Below are 17846 nucleotides of genomic sequence, written 5' to 3' on the forward strand. Positions count from 1 at the left end.
GGATGAATCTTTTGAAGATCTAATTATAATCCATCCTTAATCAAAAAAGCTGCTTTATTTATAAGTAGTAAAACAGCTTCAATTGTTACACGCTTTAACACTTATTTTACTTTTAAACGAACAAAATAGGCTACCTATTCCTCCAGAAAAAAGGAGTAAACAAGATTAAAACTGTAAATAGCTCTAAACGACCAATAAGCATTAAAAAAGAGGACCACCATTGTGCTAATGGCGGTAAGGCAGCATAATTGTTAACCGGACCAAAACTACCTAATGCAGGACCAATATTACCTAAACTAGATGCCGACAACCCTACTGCTGATGTATAATCAATTCCAAACATAGAAAAGACCAAAGCGCCTACAATAAAAGACAACATATACAGAATAAAGAAGGCAAGGATATTAAATACAATATCCCCGGTAATAGCTTTGGTATTGTAACGTACAGGTAAAATCGCATTGGGATGTAGCGCACGTTTAAACTCTAAAAATCCGTTTTTAATTAAAATTAAATGACGTACCACTTTTACACCTCCCGAGGTACTTCCTGCAGATCCCCCTAAGAACATCAATCCGAAAAAGAAAACAACTAAAAACGGTGTCCACAATGTGTAATCGGCAGAGATAAAACCTGTCGTTGTAATAACCGTTAATACTTGAAACAATGCATGCCTAAAAGCACTTTCGCCGCGTCCCCATACCATAGGGTGATGAATAGTAGATATAGAATGGTCGGCTTTTAAATAAATAATAACCGCCGCTATAATTGAAAAAACGAGAATAAACCTGAAGTAAAGTTTAAACTCCTCATCTTTAATTACTTTTTGAACTTTTCCTTTAAACGCAAAATAACTCAACACAAAATTTGCTCCAGCTAAAAACATAAAAAGTATTACAATATATTGAATTATAGGCTGATCGTTCCAATACGCTAAACTCGCATTTTTAGTAGAAAACCCACCTGTTGACACCGTTGCCATTGAATGATTTATGGCGTCGAAAAACGACATTCCGGCTAGATTTAAAAAGACCGTTTCAGCAACAGTATACCCGAAATAAATTAACCACAAACGCTTGGCGGTATCTGTAATTCTTGGATGTAATTTATCGGCACTAGGCCCTGGTGCCTCTGCCGCAAACAGCTGCATTCCTCCAATTCCTAGTAAAGGTAAAATAGCTATCGCTAAAACAATAATTCCCATACCACCAATCCAATGTGTTGTACTTCGCCAGAACAACACGCCTTTTGGCATTGCTTCAATATCATTTAATATGGAAGCACCAGTAGTAGTATATCCAGACATGGTTTCAAAAAACGCATTGGTAAAACTTGGGATACTTTGGGTGATTACATACGGTAAGGTTCCAGACAAGGACATGATAATCCAACCAAAAGCCACAACAATATACCCTTCTCGCTTATTCATTTCCTTGGTATGATTCCGCGTTAAAAACATGGAAATAACACCAACTAACAGGGTTATAATTCCAGCTGAAAAAATTTGAAAGGTTACACCATCATCATATATTAAACTCACTAAAGCCGACAACAACATAAACCCGCCGTTAAACAGCAGAAGTAAGCCTAAAAAATGAAAAATGATTTTATAATTAAGTTTCAAAATTCAATATGTTTTTTGAGGTTGATTAAAGGAATAGTTTTTCTACACGCTTTATAGATTGTAACAAGCAGCAAACCACTACTCTATCACCTTCTTGAATTTTAAAGTTCCCTAATGCAATCATGCCAACACCATCTCTAATAACACCTCCAACAATTGCCGAGCGCGGAAAATCAATATTTTTAATTAATTTATTACACACTGCAGAAGAAGACTTGACTTCGAACTCTAATAATTCCGCATTTAAGTTACTTAGCTTCGTCATAGCCACAACTTCCCCTTTACGGATATACCTGAAAATATTATTTGCTGCTAATAACTTTTTATTAATAAGTGTATCTATACCTACCGATTGCGACAACTCAAAATAATCCATATTCTCAACCAAAGCAATGGTCTTTTTAACACCCTTAGATTTGGCTACAAGGCAAGACATGATATTTGTTTCTGAATTTTCTGTTACAGCAATATAAGCATCCATATCACTTATATTTTCTTCATCTAATAAATCTACATTTCTACCATCACCATGCACCACAAGTACATCTGGCAGCAAATCTGCTATATAAAAGGCATGCTCCTTATTCTGTTCAACAAGCTTAAGATTGAATTTCTTCTTACATAAATCTCGTGCTGCTTTATACCCTATTTGGCTTCCCCCAAGAATCATTACATTTTTGATTTCTCGGTTTACTTTACCTGTTAAACGACATAATTCCTCAGCTCCGCCTTCTGAAGTAATAAACACCACATTATCACCTCGCTCAAATTTTGTATCACCACGTGGAATAATAGTAAACTGCGTTCCGAAGCGTTGCATTGCAATGGGTACAAAATGTAATTCCGGAAAAATTTCAGCCGCTTCCTTAACCGATTTACCTACAAACAAAGCTGATCTAGATAAGGTTAAACCAACCATGGTTAACGCTCCACTCTCAAACTCATAAGTATCATTAAACGACGATTGTTTTAATGACAATTCAATCTCTGCTGCGGCCAAGGCCTCTGGCGAAATCAGCTCATCAACTCCAAATCGGTCAAACCCTAATTCCTCTTTATGATGAATAAACTCAGTATTCGAAATCCTTGCAATCGTTTGTTTTGCTCCTAACTGTTTCGCTAGTGCACTTACAGTAATATTTGTAGTTTCACTTGATGTTACGGCAATAAACAAATCACAAATCCCAACACGAGCTTCTTTTAAAATAGATATAGAAGTTGCATCCCCGCGCACCACGCGAATGTCTAAATGCGCATCGGCGTAAGCAATTCGTTCTTTATCTGGATCGATTAAAGTTATTTCCTGAGATTCGTAGGATAATAATTTTGCTAAATGAAATCCAACTTCTCCAGCTCCAGCAATTATTATTTTCATCTGCTAATTTTCATTTTTTAAAAGGATACATGCTACATTTCTTTCAGAGAAGAAAATACTATTAATCTTATATGCAGAATGTTTCATTATCTATTTTTCGTAAAAAGTAGTACAAAGATAGAATAATTTATAATTGTGAAATTAAAACACTTCCTACATTTCAATTCTGCAAAAAGTTTAAATTTAATTTTTTAACGCAATAGGCTTTATTACATATTTTATACTCGAAATAAATTGTGTACGTTTGTCAAAAAAATAAAGCATTGTCAAAAATTAAACCATACAAGCATAGCGATTTAGGAAAAAAAGAGCAGGTAACGCAAATGTTCGATACCATCTCTGGTGATTACGATGGCTTAAATCGTGTTATTTCTTTCGGAATAGATATAAAATGGCGTAACAAAGTTGTTAAAATGGTAAAAGAAACCAACCCGGATACCATTTTAGACATTGCTACCGGAACCGGAGATTTGGCTATTAATCTGTCTGAAACCAATGCCACAAAAATTGTTGGTTTAGACATTAGTAGTGGTATGCTGGAAATTGGTAAAGAGAAAGTTAAAAAGAAAGGGCTTGACAATAGAATTGAAATGATTCTAGGCGATAGCGAAAATATGCCTTTTGAAGACAATACTTTTGATGCCATTACGGTATCGTTTGGAGTTAGAAACTTCGAAACACTTGAAAATGGGTTAAAAGATATTTTACGTGTTTTAAAACCAGGAGGTACATTTGTCATTCTTGAAACCTCCATTCCAACAAAAACTCCTTACAAACAAGGTTATAATTTTTATTCAAAAAACATCTTACCTCTTATTGGTAAAATCTTTTCTAAAGACCGCAGTGCTTACAAATATTTAAGCGAATCGGCTTCTGCTTTTCCTTATGGTGAAGCTTTAAACAATATTTTACGTAAAGTTGGGTTTATTAATGTTGAAGATTACCCGCAAACATTTGGGGTAGCAACAATTTATAAATCATCAAAGTAAATTATTTATATGAAACGCATCCTTGTTGTTATATCATTTCTATGCTTAGTTCAAGCTGCTAATGCGCAACTTTTTAGAAGAGATAAAGTTATTTATGATGCGAATCAAGGCCGGGGCTCTACCGATAACAATTTATTACGTTGGGGATATTTCCTGGGTTTTAACTACCTGGATTTCAATTTTGATTACAATCAGGATATGCGTGATATTTATGTAAAACGTAGCCCAGGATTTAACGTTGGGTTAATTGGAAACCTAAGAGTAAACAGCTTTTTAGATTTACGTTTAGAACCGGGGTTATTAATATCCAGTAGAGAATTACATTACAGTGAACAATATTTCGTTAATGAAGAACCTAATGGCTCCGATTTAGTCAGAGAAGTGAAATCAACTTACATCTACGTGCCATTATTGCTTAAAGTTTCCACAAAACGCATCAATAACTTTAAACCATTTATTTCCGGAGGGTTTTCGACAGCTTTAAACTTATCGGCCAATGAAAGCAATCCTAACGACAATAGCAATGGGCAGTTTAGAACCAAAAAGAATATGTTGTTTTATGAGTTAGGTTTCGGAATCGATTTTTATCTACACAACTTTAAATTTACGCCTTCTATAAAAGGTGTCTTTGCTATGAACGATGAGTTAATCAGAGATAAAGACCCGAATAGTCCTTGGACGAGTAACATTCATAGTATGCAAACCAGAGGCGTGTTTATCAACTTTACATTCCAATAAGATAACATTTAACATTGACTGAATACAGCTAAGATCTGCGTTTAAACTCGCTTAATAAAATAGCAGTTGCTGTAGCGACATTTAAACTTTCTGTCGCTTGTAAATCACCAAATCTTGGTATCGAAACCTTATCGGTTACCAAGTTTTCAATCTCATGAGATATACCGTTGGCTTCATTCCCCATAACTAAAATCCCGTTATTGGGCAATTCTGAACTGTATACATTATCGCCTTCCATAAAGGCCCCAAACACGGGAACATCAACCGAACTAATAAATTCTTCAAGATTTACATAGTTAATGTTTACACGGGTAACAGACCCCATAGTTGCCTGAATCACTTTCGGGTTAAAACAATCTACCGTCTCTTTGCTACACACCAGATCTTTAATTCCAAACCAATCGCATAACCTAATTATGGTTCCTAAATTTCCAGGGTCTCGCACGCTATCTAAAGCAACAATTAAGTTATTACAATCAATGCTCTTTGGCTCGGGCCTTTTAAAAACTGCCAAAGCTGTATTGGGAGTCGTTAAAAAACTAATACGCTTTAAATCTGCAGGAGAAATAATGGTTTCCAGTTTGGCATCAATATTGAAGCTTTCGATCGTATATAAAGCATGGAGCTTTAGAGAAGAAGCTAATAACTCTTTAATAGTTTTAACCCCTTCAACAACGAATAAACCATGTTGTTGACGGTATTTTTTTTGCTTTAAACTGGTTATTAACTTTATTTGACTTTTAGAAAGCATGTAATTTTTGTTACTTTAAATCTGATTTTAGGGTATAAAGAAATGAAAAATTACCCTTATGAAAGTCTTAATTGATCTAAATCTTTATCTGTCCAATTATATTTAACAAGTTTTAAAAACAAAGTCACTAAATAAGCATTGAAAAAAATAAAAATAAACTCATGAAATAATGTATTTTTGAGCCTATAAATGGTGTTTTTTATTTCAGTTACCAGAAGAATATCAATAACCTACAATAATTTTAAATTTCATTTGAAACAACTCTTTTTAAAAATATCAATACTAACAGCTATTGCCGGTCACCTTTTTTCTTGCGACGCTGTAAAACGAGTTGGTGAAAATGAACATTTATTAACCAATAACACGGTTATTATTAACGACAAAAAGAATGGCACTGAAACTATTAATAATCTTTTGTACCAAAAACCAAATAGCAAAATACCGGTTTTAGGCACACCACTAAGGTTACAAATTTACAATTTAGCCAGGCCTAATATAGATTCCATTCTTGATGAAAAGATATACAACAACCCAAAAAAACTGGCACGTAAAACCAAACTTCTTTCTAGAAAACAATTAGATAAGGATGTAAGCAACCGCATAAGTTTTAATAAATGGCTAAAAACTACTGGAGAAGCCCCTGTAATTGTAAATGTAGATAGAACAGAAAAATCGGTTAAGCGACTAGAAGACTATCACATTAACAACGGTTGGTTCGATGTTGAAGCCAGTTATAATATCAACAGAAAAGACAACAAACGTTCCGATGTAACGTATACCGTTGAAACAGGTCCGGCTTTTATTTTAGATACCATTACTACTAAAATAAAATCGCCAGTTGTTGATTCAATTTACCACAAAAAAATATTACGAAACAGTTTAATAAAATCTAACGAGCAATATAAAACTTCAAATTTTGAACAGGAACGCGACAGAATTTCAAGTGAATTAAGAAATTCCGGGTTATTCCATTTTAATCAGGATTATGTTGGATTTGAAATTGACACCATTGGAACCAACAAAAAAATAAATGTTGACATACAAATTCAGGATCGTGCCATTAGAACGCAAGATTCTTTAATTCGTGTCCCTTTCAACATTTACAACGTTAGAGATGTTAGCATCATAACCGATTATACTTTTGAAGACAGAAACAAGCCCTTTCAGGATTCTATAACCTACGAGGGTTTTAAGCTTTACAGTTATGGCAAAATGCGCTACCGACCAAAAGCTTTAACCGATGCCATTTTTATAACCCCTGGTAAAGTTTTTAAAGACAACGACCGTACTTTAACATACAGACATATTAATGGTTTAAGAACTTTTAAATATCCGAATATCGATCAGGTAGAACTTGACAATCACACCTTATCTGATACCATCCGGTTAACACCTTTAAAGAAATTTAGCCTAGGATTTAGTGCCGATGTATCGCAAAGCAATATTCAAACCATTGGGTTTTCTTTAAATCCAAGCTTGCTAATGCGTAATATTTTTAGAGGTGCAGAAACTTTAGAAATATCAGCCATTGGATCTATTGGTTCTTCAAAAGACCAAAAAGTTGGAGATCCGTTTTTTGACATTAACGAAATTGGTGCCGATTTAAAACTTACCATACCGCGATTCTTTTTCCCGTTTAACACGAACCGGATTATAGCGAAAGACATGTCTCCAAGTACAAAAATTTCCTTATCAACAACAAGCCAAACCAACATTGGATTAGATAAACAAACCCTTAGCGGCGTATTTAATTATAACTGGTCTCCATCCAGAAAAGTAACAGACCGCTTGGATGCTTTTAATATTCAATATGTTAGAAACTTAAATGCAGAAAATTATTTTAACATTTATACTAGTTCTTTCGATAATCTGGAAAATATTGCACTAAACTCCTATAATACACCTTCTGAATTTATTGAAGAGAAAAAAAATGGTAAAGAATATTTGATTGTTGAAAAATCGGATGAGTTTATAGATTTGGTACTATCTGATAACAGTTACCAAAATAGTAATCCTAATGAATACAAGGAGGTCAACAATATTAACGAACGTAAACAGAGGCTTACCGAAAACAACTTAATTCTGGCATCCAGCTTTAGTCTAACGAATGACGAACGCACCAATCTGTTTGATGAAGATTTTTCTATTTTTAGATTTAAAATAGAAACGGCGGGAAATCTAATTTCAGGAATGTCTGATATTCTGGGATTAAAAAAAGACAACAACAACCGCTACGAACTCTTTAATGTGGCCTATTCACAGTATGTCAAGACGGAACTGGACTATGTTAAACACTGGGATTTAGGCAAAAAAAACATCCTGGCTGTTCGCAGCTTTTTAGGTATTGCTATCCCTTATGGCAACTCAAGCAACATTCCGTTTTCTAAGAGTTTCTTTGCCGGAGGAGCTAACGATAACCGTGCCTGGACGGCGTATAGCTTAGGGCCTGGAAGTTCGCAATCCAGTAACGATTTTAATGAGGCCAACTTAAAAATTGCCCTTAGTGCCGAGCAGCGTTTTAATATTTTTGAAGATCTTAATGGTGCGTTTTTTATTGACGCCGGTAATATTTGGAACGTTCTGGATGATGTTGAAGATGAAAATGCCGTGTTTTCAGATTTCAATTCATTAAAAGATATCGCTTTAGGCTCTGGTTTTGGTTTACGTTACGATTTCAGCTTTTTCGTTTTCCGTTTCGATGTTGGTTTTAAAACTTACGATCCGTCTTACCAAGATCAAAACCGCTGGTTTAACGACTACAACTTCTCTAATGCCGTATACAACATTGGTATTAACTACCCGTTCTAACAAATAAACTAACAGCAACTTAAAGTTCCTTTTTTAAAGCAATATACATTGCGAAAACTACAACGTTTTAGTTTGTTTTTAGCATTTTACCAACCAAAAATCAGCCTTGTTTATTTAAAAATTGATTACTTTTGGTTCTTACAAACTAAAAAAACAAAATTTTATAAAATGGGACACAATATTAAACCAGGAGTTGCTACCGGACAAGAAGTTCAGGCAATCTTCAAACTTGCCAAAGAAAAAGGATTTGCTTTACCAGCAGTTAACGTTATCGGTTCAGACACTATTAATGGTGTTTTAGAAACAGCCGCTGCTTTAAATGCTCCGGTAATTATTCAGTTTTCTAATGGTGGTGCCCAATTTAATGCAGGTAAAGGTTTAAGTAACGATGGTCAAAAAGCAGCCATTGCTGGTGCCGTTGCAGGTGCAAAACACGTACACACTTTAGCTGAAGCTTACGGTGTTCCTGTTATTTTACACACAGACCACTGTGCTAAAAAGTTATTACCTTGGATTGATGGTTTATTAGACGCTAGTGAAAAACACTTCGCTGAAACTGGTAAATCACTTTTCAGTTCACATATGATAGACCTTTCGGAAGAGCCGATTGAAGAAAACATCGAAATCTGTAAAACCTATTTAGAGCGCATGAGCAAAATGGGTATGACTTTAGAAATCGAATTAGGTATTACTGGTGGTGAAGAAGATGGTGTTGACAACTCTGATGTAGACGATTCTAAATTATACACCCAACCAGAAGAAGTAGCTTACGCTTACGAAGAATTAAGCAAAGTAAGTCCGCAATTTACTATTGCAGCTGCTTTTGGTAACGTGCACGGTGTTTACAAACCAGGAAACGTTAAGTTAACGCCGAAAATCTTAAAGAATTCTCAAGAATATATTTCAGAGAAATATGGCGTAGGTCATAATCACATCGATTTCGTATTTCACGGTGGTTCTGGATCTACTGTTGAAGAAATTCGTGAAGGTATTAGCTATGGTGTAATTAAAATGAACATTGATACCGATTTACAATATGCATTCATGGAAGGAATCCGTGACTATATGGGTGCTAAAGCTGAATACCTAAAAGCACAAATTGGTAACCCTGAAGGAGACGATGTTCCTAACAAAAAATTCTACGATCCACGTGTTTGGTTACGTGAGGGAGAAAAAACCTTTGTTGAGCGCTTGAAAAAGGCATTCGAAGATTTAAACAACGTAAACACATTATAGTTTACACATCATAAAAAAAACAAAAAGGCTCTGCTTTAGTAGAGTCTTTTTTTATACCTACTTATTTACAAAACAATATTTTATAAATATAAAATGAAGATTTTAGGCAATAAAAGAGACATGGCATTACCTCAAAATTAAAAAAAGACTTAATTTTGTACACTGTTTTGTTATCAAGTTTCGTTTATTTGACAAATAAAACGCTTCAAACAGAGCAAAATAAAGGATGGATAATCCGTAGTGTAAACAGGAATGTTTCAGATTAAAATCTAAAAAAATCATAAATCATTATGTCTTGGTTTAAAAGAAAAACAAAAGGAATAACCACTACTACCGAAGAGAAAAAAGACACCCCAAGGGGCTTATGGTATAAATCTCCAACCGGTAAAATTGTAGACGCAGAAGAATTAGAAAAGAATTTTTACGTAAGCCCGGAAGATGGTTACCACGTTAGAATTGGAAGTAAAGAATACTTCGAGATTCTTTTCGATGATAATAAATTTAAAGAACTAGACGAAAACTTAGAATCGAAAGATCCATTAAAATTCGAGGATACTAAAAAATACCCAGAGCGTTTAAAATCTGCTCAAGATAAAACTCAATTAAAAGACGCCGTACGCGTTGGTGTTGGAAAATCTAAAGGTAAAGATTTGGTTGTGGCTTGTATGGATTTCGCTTTTATTGGTGGATCTATGGGTAGTGTTGTTGGTGAAAAAATTGCTCGTGCTGCCGATTACTCTTTAAAAAACAACATTCCATTAATGGTCATCTCAAAATCTGGAGGTGCCCGTATGATGGAAGCTGCGTTATCTTTAATGCAGTTAGCAAAAACTTCTGTGAAGTTAGCACAGTTAGCGGATGCTCAAATTCCTTATATTTCACTTTGTACAGATCCTACTACCGGAGGAACAACAGCTTCTTTTGCTATGTTAGGAGACATCAACATTAGTGAGCCTGGAGCCTTAATTGGCTTTGCTGGACCACGAATTGTAAGAGACACAACAGGTAAGGAATTACCTGAAGGTTTCCAAACCGCAGAGTTCCTGTTAGAACACGGCTTTTTAGATTTTATCACCGTTAGAAAAGAACTTAAAAACAAAGTAAATCAATATCTGGATTTAATTTTAAATCAGCCATTAAGAGCTTAATTAAAATGTATTCCTATCACTTAATAAAAAGAAAAGCAACTAATATTAGTTGCTTTTCTTTTTTACACAAAAACCCTAAGTCATTTATATTCAATATATTTATCCTTTCAAAACACTAACCTAAATCCTACATAATGAAAATTAAACTACCTTTTTTAGCAATTGTACTACTTACCATTTTTGGTTGTGAAGAACTAGACAAACTTACGGAGTTTGACATTACAGACAACCTAGGAACTACACTTAAAGTATCTATACCAGAAGGGGCACCAACCAACTGGTCCCAGGAAATTACAGTAGATTTGGCCTCCAACAAGCAGGTTCAGGAAAATTTAGATTATGTTCAAAATGTCACCATCAACAACCTAAGTTTTGAAATCACAAATTATATTGGTGCTGCCGATACACAACTCACCGAAGCTTCAATAACAGTTGCAGGAACATCAATTAGTATAGGCACTATCGATTTAAAAACCGCCGATGATGCTAACCAGGTGTTTTCAATTGGAACAGAAGAGCAGTTAGCTATTATTGCTGCCTATTTAAAACAAGCCGAAAGCGTTACCGTTACTTTATCGGGTATTGTGAGTGCTTCCCCTGTTGAGTTTAATGTGGTTATAGATGTTGATGCGACCATAACAATAGACGTTATTTAATTCAGAATAAAACAATTATATAGAAAAAATAAACTTTAAAAGCCGTTCTTTCTTTTTCAAATATTAGCATGTAAATCATTTTTAATTGCTATATTTGCCGCTCGAAAGATAGCCTTTCGTTTACATAACAATTATTTACAATAATATTAGCATGTATTTATCAAAAGAAGCAAAAGAAGAAATCTTCGCAAAACACGGTAAAGGAGCAAATGATACTGGTTCTGCTGAAGGACAAATCGCGTTATTTACGCACAGAATTAATCACTTAACTGAGCACTTAAAAAACAATCGTAAAGATTTTAACACTGAGCGTTCATTAGTAAAATTAGTAGGTAAGCGTCGTGCTTTACTAGATTACTTAACTAAGAAAGATATCTTAAGATATCGTGCAATAGTTAAAGAACTAGGTTTAAGAAAATAATTCGAAAAGAGGCTTTTACAGCCTCTTTTTTGTTTATACACTACTCGTGTGCAGGAGTCTAAACCGCACAAAATAAGAAGCTAATTACAGTTTTTCATTGGTCAACACACAACAACTACACACAACAACACAACGACCATTGTTTAATTAGAATTAAAAAATTTATGATTCCAAAAACATTTAAAGAGGTTATAGACCTTGGTGATGGTAGAGAAATTTCTATCGAAACCGGAAAACTAGCAAAACAAGCTCATGGTAGCGTTGTGGTACAATCTGGAAACTGTATGTTACTTTGTACAGTAGTTTCTAACTACCAACAAGCCGATGTAGATTTTTTACCATTAACGGTAGACTACCGTGAAAAATTTGCTGCTGCTGGTCGTTACCCAGGAGGGTTCTTTAAAAGAGAAGCCAGACCTAGCGACGGAGAGGTTTTAACCATGCGTTTAGTTGACCGTGTGTTACGCCCATTATTCCCTAAAGATTATCACAGTGAAACTCAGGTAATGATTCAGTTAATGTCTCACGATTCTGAAGTTATGCCAGACGCTATGGCTGGTTTAGCCGCTTCTGCTGCGATTCAATTAAGTGATATTCCTTTCGAAACACCTATTTCTGAAGTAAGAGTTGGTCGTATTAACGGCGAATTAATCATCAATCCTTCTTTATCGCAATTAGAAGAAAGTGATATCGATATGGTAATTGGTGCATCTGCCGATTCTGTAATGATGGTTGAAGGTGAAATGAAAGAGATTTCAGAGGAAGAAATGACCGAAGCTATTAAGTTTGCTCACGAAGCTATTAGAGTACAATGTGAAGCGCAACTTAAATTAGCCGAAGCTTTCGGTAAAAAAGAAACTCGTGAATACGAACCAGAAAGAGAAGACGAAGACTTAGCTAAGAAAGTTCACGATATGGCATACGATAAAGTATATGCCGTAGCAAAAAAAGGCTCTTCTAAACACGAAAGAGGTGCTGCATTCGCAGAGATTAAAGAAGAAATTATCGCTTCATTCTCTGAAGAAGAGCAAGAAGAATATGGCGGATTAATTTCTAAATACTACAGCAAAGCTGAAAAGAATGCTGTTAGAGACTTAACATTAAACGAAGGTTTACGTTTAGACGGACGTAAAACTACAGATATCAGACCAATTTGGTGTGAGGTTGATTATTTACCATCAACACATGGTTCATCAATCTTTACACGTGGGGAAACTCAGGCATTAGCGACTGTAACTTTAGGAACTTCTAGAGAAGCTAACATGATTGACATGCCTTCTTTTGAAGGAGAAGAACGTTTCTACTTACACTACAACTTCCCTCCTTTCTCAACAGGTGAAGCTAGACCAATCCGTGGAACATCTCGTCGTGAGGTAGGACATGGTAACTTAGCACAACGCGCCTTAAAAGGTATGGTTCCTGCAGATTGCCCTTATACAGTACGTGTAGTTTCAGAGATTTTAGAATCTAACGGTTCTTCTTCTATGGCAACTGTTTGTGCTGGAACAATGGCTATGATGGATGCTGGTGTACAATTAACTAAACCAGTTTCCGGTATTGCTATGGGCTTAATTTCTGATGCTGAAACAGGTAAATACGCTGTATTATCAGATATCTTAGGTGATGAAGATCACTTAGGTGATATGGACTTTAAAGTAACTGGTACTGAAGACGGTATTACTGCTTGTCAAATGGATATAAAAGTTAAAGGATTATCATACGAAATTCTTGTTAATGCATTAAGACAAGCTCGTGATGGTCGTTTACATATTTTAGGAAAAATAACTGAGACTATTGCTACACCAAATAGCGATGTTAAAGCTCACGCTCCTAAAATGATTACCAGAACAATTCCTAACGAATTTATTGGGGCATTAATTGGACCTGGAGGAAAAGTGATTCAAGAATTACAAAAAGAAACCGGAACAACTATTGTTATTAACGAAGATCCAGTTACTGAAGAAGGTATTGTTGAAATCTTAGGAACAGGTCAGGAAGGTATCGATAAAGTTTTAGCTAAAATCGATTCTTTAATGTTTAAACCACAAGTTGGTGAAGTTTACGAAGTAAAAGTTATAAAAATGTTAGATTTTGGAGCTGTTGTAGAATATACAAAAGCACCAGGAAACGAGGTTTTATTACACGTAAGCGAATTAGCTTGGGAGCGTACTGAAAATGTATCTGACGTTGTTAATATGGGAGATGTATTTGAAGTAAAATACTTTGGTGTGGATCCTAAAACACGTAAAGAAAAAGTATCTCGTAAAGCGATTTTACCAAAACCTGAAGGTTATGTAGCGCGCCCACCAAGAGATAATAAAGGTGGTAATAGAGACAACAGAAATCGTGACAACCGTCGTGATGACAGAAAACCAAGAGAGAAAAGAGATTAATTTTTAATCTACTCAATACACATAAAATCCCGCTAATTATAATTTGCGGGATTTTTTATTTCATTTGTTTAATCACCAATAATAAGTTTATACCTTCGACTTGTATTACCAATGCGACAAACATCAATATCACCTTCTTCATCGTCATATTCATATGGATCTACTTCCAAGCTTATATAGATATTGTATTGGCCTTTTTTAAGTGTTATACCTTCAAAAATAACATAACGTCCATCTACAATTACATCCAATCCTTCAGGCAAACTTTCTGCAATGGAAAAATTATAATAATAACCATCATCATCCGAATCGTTGTTTACAGAAGCCTTAAGTTCATCATAATAATATTGCCCGGCATGGCCCCGCTTTAATTCTTTATCTGGTAATTCAGCATCTTTTCGAATAATACAATCTGCAAAATCAAGACTTTCACATGTTGTCAACAAAAAGCACAATGACAACAAAACCTTCTTCAACAGCAAATAACTCACTACTTTTGGATTCTGACTTTTCATAATTACAATAAATTAAAACACAAAGCTTAATGATAATTTCACCATATAATGTTCCGGCTTTACCACATCGTAACTCCGAAACCTCAGCATTCCCAGATTACAAATTCCTTTTAATTTTAAACCTTTAGCTAACTCTTGATTTAGTCCTAGATTCAAACCAAAATCGAAAAAATTATAAAACTGATTAAAGTTAGTGACTCCCTCAATATATTTGAATGAATTTTCGAAAACACCACCAAATTGGGGTTCAGCATAAAATTTAAACGTTTCATAAATTGATATTTCAGTATTAAAGGTTATCCCTTTATCTAATGTATTAAGCCATTTTATTTGAGTTAACTGTACCTCCTGCTTTTGTGCATAACAATGAGCAGATAATAATAAAACCAAAAAGAGCTGCTTCATTGTTTTCATAACTAAAATTTTACATTTGAAATTTACTTATTGATAAAATTACTAACAAGTAACCTTTTATATATCCAGAAACATTGATTGAAGAAAATCTTGGACATTGTTTCCGCAACCCATTAATTAGAATCGATAATCATTTCATATTCTCTGCTCGTACTATATTCGACACAAATAAGACTTTCAGGATAAAGAGGATCTATATCTAAAAATATTTTAAATTTAAACCTACCGCTTTGGACGGGAAAGCCTTCGAACGAAACGGTTCTATCATCAAAAACAACATCAACACCGTCTGGTATTCGCCCCTCGATAGTAAAGGAATAGTCGTAATGATCATCATTAGGTTCATTATCCACAGAAGCTTTAATCTCATCAGAATAATATTGGTTAATTAAGCCGGTTTTAAACTGATGACTTGGAAGACTGGCTTTTACGTTTCCAATGCATTCCAAATTATGATCATCATCAAGTCGACAACTAATAAATATTGAGCAAAAAACAAACAATATTATATATAGCAGTTGGCTAATTCGGTACGACTTTATTAAATAAGATAATCTCATAATTCTAAATTTGGATTTCGATAAAGCAAATTTCGAAATTGCATTAAATTGAATATCCTAAAATCCTGTATATAGATAATTCAGGACATATTTTTAAGAGTATACCCATTAGTATTGAACCAAATAACCGCTTCCTTCAGGCCTTTTTTAATTGGAGAAAATGAAGTCCCCAATTCCTTCTTAGACTTTGAATTAGAATAAAAACTATTTGTACAAATCACTTTTATATTGTTTGAAGACCAAGGTGTTTTAAATCTCATAATTCTTAATACATCTCCCAAATACCCTGCGAAAACTAATAGCCATTTCGGTATCTGAATTAAAATTGACCTTTGTTCCTGCACCTCATTTAACAGTTTAAAAAAAGATTTATAACTCAAATTCTCATTAGACATAATATACGACTCGCCACTTACACCAAACTTTATGCCCTTTACAATACCTTTGGCCACATCCACTGCGTTCACAAAACTTTTCCCGCCCGAAGGATAAAAAACAATCCGCTTATTTAAACCATGTAAAATTAATTTACCAGAACTAGGCCTTGTATCATAAGCGCCTATAATAAATGTAGGGTTTATGGAAATGATATTAATTTCATCTCTTTTAGAAAAAATATAATCTTGCGCTGCTTTTTTACTTTTTGAATAATAGGATTTTGTGAACGGTGGTTTCATTTGCTTAAATTCATGCCCCAAATCATTTAAGGTTCCGAACCCAAAAACATTTGCTGTACCTATATATACAACTTTTTTAACCCCTTGTTTAATGGCTGTTTCTATGACATTATATGTTCCCTGAACATTAACTTCAAAAAATTTCTTTTCATACAAATTACTAGGATCTACCATAGAGGCAGCATGAACGACATAATCACACCCATTTATTGCGTTCTCTATAGAAGGGGTATTTAACAAATCGCCTTCCTTCAATATCAAGTCCTTATGTATATTCCCTACAAAATTCTTTTTATGCCGAACAAAACCAACAACTTCATAACCCTCTTTTAAGAGTTCAATAATAGTATTTGTTCCCAATAAACCATTTGCTCCGGTAACAAAAACTTTAAGCTTAGACATTTTTTAAGATATTAATAAAACAAACTACATATCTTCTTCAAAAAAATTCTGTTCTACAGCATTCTCTTTTATCAATTGATAATGATAATACAAAGCTTTAAATAAATTATATGATCGATAATTAAGTCCATATTCCTGAGCATAAGACTTGATTTCTAAACTCACTTCTGGTGCATAAACGGAATTGATATTAGGAAATAAATGATGGGCCAAATGATAATTAAAATTCCCCATCACATATCTTGAAACCCAATTATCCATAGTCACATCGTTTGTGGTTATAAATTGATGCTCCAGCCAACTAATATTTAATTGTCCATTTTCATCAGGATGCGGAAAATCATTTTTAGCATTAACATGTGGAGGCAGTAAAGCTGATAACGCAAAAATACTACCAGTGACTAACATTATAAACGCAGCCAGCAGCACTACAGGCAAATCAACTCCAAAAAACACAGGAACACCTATAATATAAACGCCATATACGCCTTTAAAAAAAATCATTTTAAAGTATTCTTTTAGTGGAATTTTGCACACTTTTTTTATTGTACGATTTTTAAAGAAAAAATCTTTAAAATCTCTAACTAACAACCAATTAAGCAAATACAAAGGATAAAAAATGAAGATAAGCCACGATTGATTTCTACTAATAAAAGTTGCCTTGTCTTCTTTAAAAATTCGGATTACACCAGCTTGCTCAACATCTGAATCCCATCCTGCAATATTTTGATAATTATGATGTAATAACACGTGACGCTTTTTCCATATATAACTGTTACCACCTAACAAATCAAAAATAACAAGCAAAGCTTTATTTTTCCACTTTTTCTTAAACACATTATCATGTACGGCATCATGAATAATATTCATAAAAATTAAAACTGTAATGATTCCCAAAAAGGCATAGAGCAAATAAAAAACTCCGGTAATAGTACTGAATTGAATTGCTGCAATATAAACTGCGATATATACTAAAGGCAATATCAAAACCATATAAGCTTTTTCTTTTTTACGCTTTTCGGGTAAACTTTTTAGTACCTGTTTTAAACGTTTTCTTAGCCTTCTATAATGCATATTCGCTGTGGGGCTTGGGTTAAATATAACTTGCGCTTCCATAATGATATCTTTTTTAATTATTT

At 34.1% G+C, this 17846-nt stretch carries 16 protein-coding genes; 8 read left to right on the top strand and 8 right to left on the bottom strand.

What is annotated here, in order from left to right:
* Positions 1-130: 130 nt before the first annotated feature.
* Both ICJ85_RS14630 and trkA read right to left on the bottom strand, forming a co-directional pair.
* The gene (locus ICJ85_RS14630; protein WP_188224615.1) at positions 131-1627 is read right to left on the bottom strand and encodes a TrkH family potassium uptake protein; all 1497 of its coding nucleotides are present in this window, start codon (positions 1625-1627) and stop codon (positions 131-133) included.
* A 22-nt stretch (positions 1628-1649) separates the two neighbouring features.
* A complete protein-coding gene (gene trkA, locus ICJ85_RS14635; protein ID WP_188224548.1) occupies positions 1650-2999 on the bottom strand; it encodes a Trk system potassium transporter TrkA in 1350 nt (449 codons plus the stop codon).
* A 263-nt stretch (positions 3000-3262) separates the two neighbouring features.
* Between trkA and ubiE the strand changes: the two genes are divergently transcribed.
* Positions 3263-3988, top strand: a complete 726-nt coding sequence (gene ubiE / locus ICJ85_RS14640; RefSeq protein ID WP_188224549.1) for a bifunctional demethylmenaquinone methyltransferase/2-methoxy-6-polyprenyl-1,4-benzoquinol methylase UbiE — start codon at positions 3263-3265, stop codon at positions 3986-3988.
* A 9-nt stretch (positions 3989-3997) separates the two neighbouring features.
* Positions 3998-4726 (top strand): type IX secretion/gliding motility protein PorT/SprT, encoded by a 729-nt coding sequence (porT, locus tag ICJ85_RS14645; protein WP_188224550.1) that lies wholly within the window; start codon positions 3998-4000, stop codon positions 4724-4726.
* A 28-nt stretch (positions 4727-4754) separates the two neighbouring features.
* Here the strand turns inward: porT and ICJ85_RS14650 are convergent, their stop codons facing one another.
* The gene (locus ICJ85_RS14650) at positions 4755-5477 is read right to left on the bottom strand and encodes a TrmH family RNA methyltransferase (protein WP_188224551.1); all 723 of its coding nucleotides are present in this window, start codon (positions 5475-5477) and stop codon (positions 4755-4757) included.
* Positions 5478-5729: 252 nt separating this feature from the next.
* Here ICJ85_RS14650 and tamL point away from each other — a divergent pair, with 252 nt between their 5' ends.
* From tamL to ICJ85_RS14680, 6 genes are all read left to right on the top strand, one after another.
* On the top strand, positions 5730-8285 hold the full coding sequence (gene tamL / locus ICJ85_RS14655) for a translocation and assembly module lipoprotein TamL (protein ID WP_241739558.1): 2556 nt from the start codon (positions 5730-5732) through the stop codon (positions 8283-8285).
* Positions 8286-8453: 168 nt separating this feature from the next.
* Positions 8454-9521, top strand: coding sequence for a class II fructose-bisphosphate aldolase (gene fbaA / locus ICJ85_RS14660; RefSeq protein WP_188224553.1), 1068 nt, complete (start codon positions 8454-8456; stop codon positions 9519-9521).
* A gap of 290 nt (positions 9522-9811) precedes the next feature.
* Complete coding sequence (accD, locus tag ICJ85_RS14665) at positions 9812-10669, top strand: acetyl-CoA carboxylase, carboxyltransferase subunit beta (protein ID WP_188224554.1); 858 nt, start codon at positions 9812-9814, stop codon at positions 10667-10669.
* 134 nt (positions 10670-10803) lie between these two features.
* Positions 10804-11325, top strand: coding sequence for a hypothetical protein (locus ICJ85_RS14670; protein ID WP_188224555.1), 522 nt, complete (start codon positions 10804-10806; stop codon positions 11323-11325).
* A gap of 151 nt (positions 11326-11476) precedes the next feature.
* On the top strand, positions 11477-11746 hold the full coding sequence (rpsO, locus tag ICJ85_RS14675) for a 30S ribosomal protein S15 (RefSeq protein ID WP_188224556.1): 270 nt from the start codon (positions 11477-11479) through the stop codon (positions 11744-11746).
* A 164-nt stretch (positions 11747-11910) separates the two neighbouring features.
* On the top strand, positions 11911-14139 hold the full coding sequence (locus tag ICJ85_RS14680) for a polyribonucleotide nucleotidyltransferase (protein ID WP_188224557.1): 2229 nt from the start codon (positions 11911-11913) through the stop codon (positions 14137-14139).
* 68 nt (positions 14140-14207) lie between these two features.
* Here ICJ85_RS14680 and ICJ85_RS14685 read toward each other — a convergent pair whose 3' ends face one another.
* From ICJ85_RS14685 to ICJ85_RS14705, 5 genes are all read right to left on the bottom strand, one after another.
* The gene (locus tag ICJ85_RS14685) at positions 14208-14582 is read right to left on the bottom strand and encodes a hypothetical protein (RefSeq protein WP_188224558.1); all 375 of its coding nucleotides are present in this window, start codon (positions 14580-14582) and stop codon (positions 14208-14210) included.
* Positions 14583-14666: 84 nt separating this feature from the next.
* Positions 14667-15068, bottom strand: coding sequence for a hypothetical protein (locus tag ICJ85_RS14690; protein ID WP_188224559.1), 402 nt, complete (start codon positions 15066-15068; stop codon positions 14667-14669).
* A gap of 113 nt (positions 15069-15181) precedes the next feature.
* A complete protein-coding gene (locus ICJ85_RS14695) occupies positions 15182-15517 on the bottom strand; it encodes a hypothetical protein (protein WP_188224560.1) in 336 nt (111 codons plus the stop codon).
* A 191-nt stretch (positions 15518-15708) separates the two neighbouring features.
* Positions 15709-16707 carry an NAD-dependent epimerase/dehydratase family protein gene (locus ICJ85_RS14700; protein WP_188224561.1) on the bottom strand — a complete coding sequence of 333 codons (999 nt, stop codon included), beginning with the start codon at positions 16705-16707 and terminating at the stop codon, positions 15709-15711.
* A gap of 24 nt (positions 16708-16731) precedes the next feature.
* A complete protein-coding gene (locus ICJ85_RS14705; protein ID WP_206688052.1) occupies positions 16732-17823 on the bottom strand; it encodes a fatty acid desaturase family protein in 1092 nt (363 codons plus the stop codon).
* Positions 17824-17846 lie beyond the last annotated feature (23 nt).

It is taken from the genome of Aestuariibaculum marinum (genome assembly GCF_014596975.1).
GTDB classification, from domain to species: Bacteria; Bacteroidota; Bacteroidia; order Flavobacteriales; family Flavobacteriaceae; genus Aestuariibaculum; species Aestuariibaculum marinum.